Annotated in this window: 2 protein-coding genes; both read left to right on the top strand. The window is 36.6% G+C overall.

The window, feature by feature from the left end:
• The first annotated feature begins 87 nt into the window (after positions 1–87).
• Positions 88–963 (top strand): ISL3 family transposase, encoded by an 876-nt coding sequence (locus tag BJR36_RS19905; protein WP_207648928.1) that lies wholly within the window; start codon positions 88–90, stop codon positions 961–963.
• Positions 926–1,738 (top strand): transposase, encoded by an 813-nt coding sequence (locus BJR36_RS19900; RefSeq protein ID WP_169823807.1) that lies wholly within the window; start codon positions 926–928, stop codon positions 1,736–1,738. Before BJR36_RS19905 ends, BJR36_RS19900 begins: the two co-directional genes overlap by 38 nt.
• Positions 1,739–1,765 lie beyond the last annotated feature (27 nt).

Raw genomic sequence — 1,765 nt, 5'->3', positions numbered from 1 at the left:
GGTTCTTCCTCACATCTTCGTATATACGTATGCAAATAACTGGTAGATTGTGTTATACTAATAATAAATATCCGTGAGGTGATCAAAATGCAGAGTATTGCCAATGCTATTAGTTTACAGTCATTTTATCCAGAAAATTTAAATATTATGTCCATAGAGCAAGATAAAAGTGTTATTACAATTCATATCAAATCCAAAACAAAGGAATGCAAATGTCCTTCCTGTAATTCGGTATCGGGAGAACTATATGCAACTCATCATAAAAAAGTTCAAGACCTTCCAATACTTGGAAAACGTGTTATATTGGATCTTACCCTTTATGAATTCAAATGCAATAATCCTGATTGTAATTCTGTAAGCTTTACAGAATCCTGTAGTGACTTTTTGAACGATTACTGTTACATGACTAATCGCCTGGTAGATTTGGTCTGCACCCTGGCTCTTGAAACAAGTTGTGAAAGCTGTGCAAGAATTCTTCAGTCAATGAATGTTAAAATCAGTGGGGATACCGTTATACGAACACTAATTAAACGATACGATCGTCAACCAACTACCAAATGCGGTTCAGTTATTGGTGTTGATGATTTTGCTTTTAAGAAGCGTCATAAATACGGCACAATAATTGTAGATGCAGAAACCCATAAACCGGTTGCAATTCTGGATGGGCGTGACGGCGCCACATTAAAAGAATGGCTAAAAAATAACAAACAAGTAAAAACTGTAACTCGTGATCGAGCCAGTGCATATGCAAAGGCTGTTGAGGAAATCCTTCCCGACTGTATGCAGATTGCAGACCGTTTCCATCTGCATCAGAATCTGATGGATGCTGTCAATAAAATACTGGGCAGAGAAATTCCTGCAACTACAGCAATCATGAATGAAACGTCTAGCGATTCTCACTCAGATAAAACGCCAACTGAAGATAATGAGCCTTGTAAAAAAAATCGTATCCATTGTGGATAACCTAACGGATGCAGAGAAGAAACGTTTAAAACTCATTCACCAGATTCAGAAAATGGCAAAGGTGTGTAAAAACAAATCGGAAATTTGTAGGAAATTCAATCTGAATAAAGCTACCATCAAGAAATATCTTCATGGAGATCCAGAAGTATTATGCCGTTCAAACAAAAGGAGCTCCTTAGATCAATACAAAGATTTCATAATCAGATGTATTTCTGATGGAATGACTCAAACTGATACCGCCAAACGGGTAAAAGACCTTGGTGTATCATGCAGTCTTGGGAATATTCGCATATATGTCATTTCAGTGGCCAAACAATATCAATTAGAAGTTACGAAATATGTATCTTCCAGTGGCGGATACGCTGCTTCGGAAAAAGTCAGAGCAGAATATATCACGCGCAAAGGAATCTTTAATTATCTATGGATGAATGGAGAACTTACCCAAAGTCACCATGAGTTTCTTTGGAATAAATACAATCCACTTCCGGAATTGGAAAAATGTATTCTGGAATTCCGTGAAATATTCACTGCAAAAAATATGTCTTTGCTATATCTTTTTATAGAACGATATAAAGAATCGATGTTAAAAGAAATAGCTTCATTTGCCAATGGTTTGGAAAGGGATATTTCAGCTGTTGAAAATGCAGTTGCAAGTCCCTTAAGCAATGGATTTGTGGAAGGTACTAATAGTAAAGTAAAAATGGTAAAACGCACAATGTATGGTCGATGCAGTCAAAAGCTTTTAGCTGCAAAACTTATGTACGAGCCTGATTAGGTTTGTACGAAGATGTGAGGAAGAACC

The sequence above is a fragment of the Anaerobium acetethylicum genome (assembly GCF_900096945.1).
Classification (GTDB): Bacteria; Bacillota; Clostridia; order Lachnospirales; family Lachnospiraceae; genus Anaerobium; species Anaerobium acetethylicum.
The sequence above is the reverse complement of the archived record's forward strand: the minus strand, read 5'-3'. Positions and strand labels throughout refer to the sequence as shown.